Source organism: Micromonospora sp. DSM 43699, assembly GCF_055517075.1.
The window spans coordinates 68721-76927 of record NZ_JBTMMT010000029.1; the positions used below are offsets into that span (position 1 = coordinate 68721).

The 8207-nt window shown below is 74.0% G+C and carries 5 protein-coding genes; 2 read left to right on the plus strand and 3 right to left on the minus strand.

From position 1 onward, the window contains the following. Positions 1–53: 53 nt before the first annotated feature. Positions 54–1322 (minus strand): outer membrane protein assembly factor BamB family protein, encoded by a 1269-nt coding sequence (locus AC0AIB_RS16460; RefSeq protein ID WP_465096996.1) that lies wholly within the window; start codon positions 1320–1322, stop codon positions 54–56. Further along, the gene (locus AC0AIB_RS16465) at positions 1319–2605 is read right to left on the minus strand and encodes an outer membrane protein assembly factor BamB family protein (protein WP_328338755.1); all 1287 of its coding nucleotides are present in this window, start codon (positions 2603–2605) and stop codon (positions 1319–1321) included. The genes AC0AIB_RS16460 and AC0AIB_RS16465 overlap by 4 nt, the downstream gene beginning before the upstream one ends. Positions 2606–2731: 126 nt before the next feature. Between AC0AIB_RS16465 and AC0AIB_RS16470 the strand changes: the two genes are divergently transcribed. Then, positions 2732–4603 carry a DUF6311 domain-containing protein gene (locus tag AC0AIB_RS16470; RefSeq protein WP_465096998.1) on the plus strand — a complete coding sequence of 624 codons (1872 nt, stop codon included), beginning with the start codon at positions 2732–2734 and terminating at the stop codon, positions 4601–4603. 83 nt (positions 4604–4686) lie between these two features. Here the strand turns inward: AC0AIB_RS16470 and AC0AIB_RS16475 are convergent, their stop codons facing one another. Continuing rightward, positions 4687–6453, minus strand: a complete 1767-nt coding sequence (locus AC0AIB_RS16475) for a hypothetical protein (RefSeq protein WP_328348876.1) — start codon at positions 6451–6453, stop codon at positions 4687–4689. A 453-nt stretch (positions 6454–6906) separates the two neighbouring features. On the opposite strand from AC0AIB_RS16475, the gene AC0AIB_RS16480 reads away from it, so the two are divergent. Next, complete coding sequence (locus tag AC0AIB_RS16480) at positions 6907–8103, plus strand: hypothetical protein (RefSeq protein ID WP_465096997.1); 1197 nt, start codon at positions 6907–6909, stop codon at positions 8101–8103. The last annotated feature ends 104 nt before the right edge of the window (positions 8104–8207 follow it).

Genomic DNA, 8207 nt, shown 5'->3' on the forward strand with positions numbered 1-8207 from the left:
ACCTAGCCCCGCCGGCCAAACGACCTGCCGGAGGAGGGCCGACCGGTGTGCCGTCAGCCGGGCAACCGCCACACCCCGATGCTGTTGCGTTGCCGCCAGCAGACCAGCACCCCCTGGTCGAGCGAGCAGCGGTCCCATGCTCCGGGCAGCACGTCCACCAGCCGCGGGGTCCCGCCGGCGGGGTCCAGCGCGGCCAGCAGCCGCCGCTCACCGGCGACCGGACGGATGGCGAGGTACGGGGCGGTCGGCGGCGACCGGTCCACCAGATTCCAGCCGCCCAGCTCGGCCACGGCCCGACCGGTAGCCGGATCGAGCAGGGCCAGCCGCTCCGGCCTGTCGACGCTGACCGCGACCATCCGGTCCCCGACCGACTCGACCGGGAACCACCGCCCGGTGGACCAGCGCACCCGGCCGGTCGCCGGGTCGAGCAGCCGGGTACCGGAAGGCGTGTCGAGGCAGACGGCATCACCGCAGGTGCGGGCCGCTCCGCCACCCGGCGACGTCGTGTCCCAGCGACGCCGCCCGGACCCCAGGTCGTACCCGGCCAGCAGGTCCGGTTCCCCGCCGACGAGCAGCAGCTCACCGACCGGCTCCGCCAGGTGGTGGTGGTCGCCCCGGGCGGGTGGCACCGGGAAGGCGAGCCGGCGTACACCGGTGCCGACGTCGTACGCCTCGGCGAGGCCGGCGCTGGTGACCAGGACGAGTTCCTCGATGCCGCGCGCCGACGTGCGGTATCCGACGGTGGCCGCTCCGGCCGTGGCCGTCCAGCGGACCGCGCCGGTCGCCGGGTCGACGCCCCGCACCACCACCCGGTCGACGTGGACGTCCTCCAGCAGCAGCCCGCCGTCCCGGGTGGGCACCGCCCGGCCGGGCTGCCGCCAGCGGGCCCGCCCGTCGACGTGGTCGAGCACCATCGAGACCGGTTCGCCGCCGGGGTCGGTGGTGATCGCCACGTCGTCACCGACCCGGTCCAGCACCAGCAGTTGGTGCCTGGGGGACAGCGACACCTGCCAGCGGACCCGTCCGTCGGTCAGGTCGACGGCGATGAGTTGCCGGCTGCCGGCCGGTGCGAGGGCCGACGGGTAGGCGAGCACCAGCAGGTCGCCGACGATCAGGTGGCTGGGCTCCGGCACGTCCGGTACGGGCACCGGGACCAACCGGGTCGGCCCGGGTGCCGCACCGGCCATGGTGAGCAGCAGGAACAGGCCGACCAGGACGACGGGCACCGGACGGCCGCCGGCACGCCGCACCCGGGGCCGGCGCGGTGGACGGGGGGCCGGCTCGTCGGGGTGACCCACCTCGCCCAGGTCGATCACCGTCACCGGGGCAGCCGCCAGACTCCGAACGCGCCGTCGACCAGCCGGCAGAGCAGCAGATCCCCATCGCTCTGGCAGTCGCCGGAGACGGCCGGCAGCACGTCGAGCACCCGGACCCGCGCGGCGGCCACGTCCAGGTCGGCGACCATCATCCGCCCCCCAGCGGCCGGCCGTATCCCGAGCACCGGCCCGTCCGGCGTGGTCGGCCGGACCAGCTTCCAGGTGCCCAGGTCGGCGACCTGCCGCCCGGAGGCGACGTCGAGCACCACAAGCGGGTGCCAGCCGCCCCCACCCAGGCTGCTCGCCGCCACCCGACCGCCGTACACCCCGCTGTCGAACCCCCAACGGGCGTCCTGCCAGACCGTCCGCCCGGTCGCCGGGTCCAACGCCCGTACCCCGCCGGCCACGCCGAGTGCGCAGAGCAGCGACCCGCACGGGGTGGTGAACACCGGCGTCGTCAACGGCACCTCCCATCGACGGTCCAGCCCGTCGAGGCCGTACCCGGTGAGTCGGCCGGTGTTCGCCTGGACGGCGAGCAGCAGGTCGCCGACGATCTCGAACCCGGTGTTCGACGGCGTTCCCTCGTGGTCGAGCTGCGCACGGTGCAGACGTACCCCGCGCCGGGCGTCCCAGACCTCGACCGGGCCGGGCGGTTTCACAGTCACGATCCGGTCCACACCGTCGGCCGCCGTCCGGTACAGGGTGGCTGCCGGCGACATCGACGCCGACCAGCGGTCCCGGCCGGTCGACGGATCGACGGAGTGGACAGTCATCGGCCCCTCCGGACCGAGTTCGGAGAAGAGCAGGTCGGCTCCTGCCGACTCGCCAATCCCCGTCCGCTGCCAGCGCAGCCTGCCGCTCTCCCGATCGTAGGCGAACGTCTGGTAAGCCCCGTTCGGTCCGCCGGCGGTGCCGGTGACCAGCAACAGGTCGCCGTGCCGGCGCAGCGTCCCGGACCCGCTGGTCACCGGCACCGGCACCTGCCACCGCCGCACCGGCCGCGCCCGGGGTGAGGTGGGGATCGTCCAGGCGCTCAACCGACCCGGGGCGGTCGGATCGCCGGTCGGGGCGTGCAGGAAGACCTCCCCGTCGTGGAGCAGCACCGACGTGCCGAGGGAGGCCGGCAGCACGAAGGCCGCCCGGTGCTCCACCGGCGCGGCAGCGGTCAGCACCAGCAGGATGAACGCCAGCACCGCGGCGAGTCGCAGCGGTCGGCCGACGGCCCGGGGCGCGGGACCGGGCGGCTCCGGCCCGGCGTCGCGGAGCTCACCCAGATCGATGACCGTCACGCACACCCTCTTTCGACCGCCACACCCCACCGACCACCATGCCGGCCGGTGGACGCGGATCGCCGCACACCGGGTCGCCGGACCGACCCGCCGCCGCCTGTACGATGGCCCGTCGTGGCCGTGCCGGTGGTAGATCCCTCGTTGAACCCGACGTCCGCGCCCGACGCGGTCGCACCCGACGCGAACGACCCGCACGGGCGACCGCGACGACGGCCGGGCCGGGCCGACGTGCTCGCCATCGGAGCCTATGCGCTGATCGGCGTTCTCGTGTGCCTGAACTACTGGGTGGACGTGCAACACCGGGTGTCGTCCCACCTGCCGACCGACCACAGCTGGTTCGAGTGGCTGTTCACCCATGGCGCGTACTCGGTGCGGCACCTGGAGAACCCGCTGTTCAGCGCCCGGCAGAACGCCCCGGACGGGGTGAACATGATGGCGAACACCTCGCTGCTCGGCATGACCATCCCGCTGGCCCCGGTCACCCTGCTGTTCGGCCCGCAGGTGACGTACGCGCTCTATCTGGGCGGGGCGCTCGCCGCGACGGCGGCCACCTCGTACTGGATGTTCTCCCGGCACCTGGTGCGCTCGCGGGCCGGCGCGTTCGTCGGCGGCGCGTTCCTCGGTTTCGCGCCGGGCATCGTGCACCACGCCAACGGGCAGCCCAACTTCGTCTCCAACTTCCTGCTTCCGGTGATCGTGGCCCGGGTGCTGCGGGCGGGCCGGCCCGGCCGGTGGCGGCGCGACGGGGTGGTGCTGGGCCTGCTGGTGGCGTACCAGATCTTCATCAACGAGGAGATGCTGCTGCTCACCGCGCTGGCCTGCCTGGTGGCGGTGGTGGCGTACGTGGTGCAGCGGCCCGGCGGGGCCCGCGCGCGCGCCGGCGGCTTCCTGGCCACGCTCGGGGTGGGCGGCGGGGTGGCACTGCTGATCACCGCCTACCCGATCTGGTACCAGTTCAACGGCCCGCAGTCCTACCGGGGGCTGCAGGGCGGGGTGTTCCACAACTGGGGCGAGGACCTGATGGCCTTCGTCACCTTCGCCCGGGACACCGTCGCCGGGGACGAGGCGGTCGAGAAGACCATCGGCCTGACCGAGCAGAACACCTGGTTCGGCTGGCCGCTGGTGCTCGTCGTGCTGGCCGCCCTGGTGCTGCTCTGGCGGCGCTCGCTGGCCGCCCGGATCGCCGGGGTGCTGGTGGTGGTCTTCACCGTCGCGGCGATCGGCCCGAAGGTGCGGTTCGACGGGGTGGAGACCACCGTCGACGGGCCGTGGGCGTACATCCCGGACGACCTGCCGCTCGTCGAGATGATGATGCCGACCCGGCTGACCCTGGTGGTGACCGGGGCGGTCGGCGTCCTGCTCGCCCTGGCCTGGGACGCGGTCGGCGGCCCCGGACGGTCCCGGGTGCCCGCACCGCGCAGCGCCGCCGACGACCCCACCCCGGCCGCCCCTGCCGGGACCCCGGGCCGTCGCCGCTGGGTCCGGCCGGTCGGGTACGCCGCGATCACGCTCGCCGTGCTGCCGCTGTTCCCCCGTCCGTTGCCCGCGCAGCACATCGACCTGCCGCCGCACTTCGTCACCGCCGGCGGCTGGCGGCCGTACGTGCCGGCCGGGCGGACCCTGGTGCCGGTGCCGATCCCGAGCAACGTGCACGGCCTGCCCACGCTGCGCTGGAGCGCGCTGACCGGGCACGAGTTCCCGGTGCCCGGGGGCTACTTCATCGGCCCGAACGAGCTGGGCCAAGGCGTCTTCGGTGCCCCCAACCGGCCGACCAGCACCCTGATCTACGCCACCATGGACGCCGGCACGGTGCCCGCGCTGACCGAGGAGAACCGCCGTCAGGCAGTGGCTGACCTACGGTTCTGGAAGGCGTCGGTGGTGGTGCTGGGCGCCCACCCCCGCGAGGCGGTGCTCCGGGACCTGATGACCGGCCTGCTCGGCCCGGCGCAGCGGGTCGACGACGTCTGGCTCTGGGACGTCCGCCCCCTGGTCGACTGAACCGCCCGGCGACCGGTCCGTCCCCGCCGGCTCCCGGCCGGCGGGGACGGACCGGCCCGGACCGCTCCGGGTCGGCGTAGGGCTCAGGCGGTCCGGGCGGACAGCGGCCGGACGTCCCACACCCACACGTCGAGTTCCCGGCGGGCGGGGCCGACCAGCTGCTCGACGGTCCGGCGCAGCGGCTCGGCGTGGTGCTGGCGCAGCGGCAGCACCAGCACGGCGGCGTTCCAGTGCCGCAGCTCGTCCAGGCTGCGCCGCCGCTGCCTGTCGTCCAGCTTGGTGGTCCGGCCGGTGGTGGCGACCTCGTCGAGCAGCTGCCCGATGCCGCTGGGCCGCCCGCCGAACCGACCCGGGTCGCCGGTGTTGCCGTTGCGCGGGGCGAGGAAGTAGCCGCCGGGGATCTTGAACTCGAGGTTGGTGGCCGCCGCCCACCGCATGCCGTGGGTGTTGCCCATGCTGGGCACGGGCACCGGCACCAGGGTCTGCCCGGGGCCGACGTACTCCCGCCAGCGGTCGGCGGTGATGAAGTCCGGCACCGGCGGGCGGGAGGTCACCTTCAGCGGCATCGGCACGATCGGCAGCAGGGCCAGCACCAGGGCGGCCACCGTGACGGTCTTGGCGTGCCGCCACTGCGCGCCGCGCAGCGTCCAGGCCCGCTGCACGGCCAGCGCCAGCAGCATGCCGATCACCACCGAGGTGATCAGGGCGAACCGGGTGGGCACCACCGCGTCCAGCAGTGGCAACCGCACGAGCAGTTCCCACGGCCCGGTGACCAGGTCCCGCCCCCACCAGGAGATCCGCTCGCCGAGGGAGAGCAGGGCGAAGAACGCGCCGGTGACGGCGAGCGCCCGGACCAGCCGCTCCCGGCGCAGCCAGAGCACGATGCCGACGGCGATCAACGACAGACTCCAGCCGAAGAAGGCGTTCTCCTCGGAGTAGTTCGGGGCCAGGTTGACGTTGGCCCGTTCGTTGCCGCCGAAGGTGGGCGAGCCGGGGGCGAAGAAGGCCGCGATGTCGTTGCCGTAGTCCTGCACCGCGTCGCTGAGCCCGTGGTAGGCCATCGGCCCGGCGAACTGGACGTAGAGCGGGTACGCCAGCAGCGCCCCGGCCAGCACCGCGCAGGCGGCCAGCCCCTTGGCCAGCGGTCGCCACGCCGCCGACCAGAGCGCCGGCCGCTGGGCCACCATGGCGATCAGGAAGATGCCGCAGGCCATGGCGGTGAAGAGCAGGATCTCCTCGTTGATGAACGCCTGGCCGGTGACCAGCAGGGCGAGCAGCAGCCCGTCGCGCAGCGGCCGGGTGGAGCGGGTCAGCACCATCACCCGCCACACGATGAACGGCAACAGGAACTGACTGATGATGTTGGGGTGCCAGTTGGCGTGCGAGAGCATCGCCGGGGAGAACCCGCAGAACCAGCCGCCGACCGCCGCGGCGAGCCGCCGCCGCACCAGGTGCCGGGACAGCACGTGGTACCAGGCGGCGGCGGTGCCGGCGAGGCCGAGGGTGACAAGCACCACGAAGGAGACCGCCGGCCCGAACAGCAGGGTGACCGGCACCATCGGGATGCCCAGCGCCAGCACCGCCGTGTTGGCCATCAGGTTGACGCCGTCGGGGAAGTTGAACTGGTCGGTGTAGAACGGGAACTCCCCGTGCAGCACCACCCGTACCGAGTGGGCGAGGAAGAACTGCACCTGCGCCGGGTCGCTGCTGTAGAGCGAGGCCACCCGGCCGGCCGGGTCGATCCAGATCCGGCTGGTCACCCAGAGCGCGACGACCAGGAAGATGCCGTAGACCACCAGGTCCTTGCGGCGGGCCGTCCAGCGCCAGCGCCGCCACCACACGGCAGGCATCGCGCCGTCACCCTCCGTGCCCGCCGACCTCTTCTCCGGTACGCCCACCGCCGCCACCCCCTCGGCGGCGGCCACCCGCTCCGGGGCCGTCCCGTCGGGTGCCGTCCGCATGGGTGGCACGTCGACCGGCGACGCCCCGACCGTCCGGTCCACCGGTGCTGTTACGCCTGAGTTACGCAGGTCGACGGGGGTGGTACGGGTCACGGGTGGGGGCGCTGTCGCGGTGGCCGTCGTGCCGCGGGCGGAGCCCCCGGAGTCGTCGGGGGCCGGTGCGGAGGCGCCACGGGGCTCGGCAGACGTCACAGTCGGCGGAGTCTACCGGAGCCGGGAAATAGTCCGAAATTCACTTTGGTGTCCCTTGTGGTCGTCGGGGGCACGGCTGCGGGCCGTCACCGGGCGTTGCGTACGATGTGGGCTTCCGACAACGACGGCGACGCGATCGGGGGCGTACAGATGGCTTCGGTTCGCCGTCGCGGCACGACTGTCACCGCGCTGGTCGGCCTGTTGCTGGCCGTCCCGGCCTGCGGTCCGATCGCCGAACGCCAGGCCCGCGAGCTGCGGGTGGGTTACGACAGCCTGGACGGTACCCGGGCGGTGTGGCCGCCGCGCGGTTCGCTCGCCGGGGACGCCACCGCGACCACGGCGGTGACCGAGGCGGTCCGCGCCTGGCGCTCACCGGTCGACGACCGGGTCCACCTGCCGTCCTCCGGTATCCTCTGGTCGGGCGAGGTCGACGGCGTCCCGGTGGCGCTGGTCGCCGCCGACGTGCCCGGGGAGTCCGCCTCCTGGCTGCTCCAGCTCACCGGCCACAAGGGCCGGTACGAGGTCAGCCGGGCCAGCGAGTACACCGACCCGGGTTACCTGGTCTACGCCGACGTGCTCCCGCTGCACCTGCCCGACGGTCGGCGCTACCTGACCTCCGGCCGGGTGGAACGACTGCTCGGCCCGGACGGCCGGGCACTGATGCTGACCGACGGGCTCACCACCCCGGTCAAGGTGCCCGACTGCCGGGCGGTGCCGGTGACGGTGACGCTGCGGGCCACCGAGTCGCTGCCCCGGGGCCGGGCCGCCGATCGCCTGCTCGACCTGGGCACCGCCACCGTCGACCCGAGGTACCCGCTGGTCCGGGACGAGACCGGTTCCGGCCGTCGGGCCCTCGACGGGCTGGACACCTGCATGCTCGCCGGCGAGCAGGGGCCGTTCGGGAGCATTCCGCGCCGGATCGGCGACCGGGACGCACCCCGGTCGGTCCCCGAGTCGTGGCCGATGGAGAAGGTCGCCGTCCGGGCGATCGGCGAGATGGCGCTGGGCGGCGGGAACGACCCCGGTGACCTGGAGCAGCTGACCTGGGAGACCGACGCGGGGACGATGACCGCGGTGGTCTACCGCCCGGCCGGGGACGGCGGGCCGGTGGTCTCGCCCGCCGACCGGTCCAACCCCCTCCAGACCTACGTGTTGCCGGTGCCGGGGCAACCGCTCGTGGTGCTGACCTGGCGGGGCAACCGGGACGCGTCCCTGTCGGTCCCCCCCGGCACCCCCCGCCTGGTGGACCGCCCCGGCCTGGTGGTCGTCCCACTACCCGCCGCCCGGCAGACCTTCAGCCTCGCCACCGCCGAGAAAACCCACTACCGCTCCGCCGGCGGCCGCTAACCCCCACCCCACCCCTCCCCTCCCCACCCCGCTCCGCTCCGCCCCGGTGATCAAGAGGTTTGCGTCACCGGAACGACTCCCCATGACCAAAACCTCTTGATCAC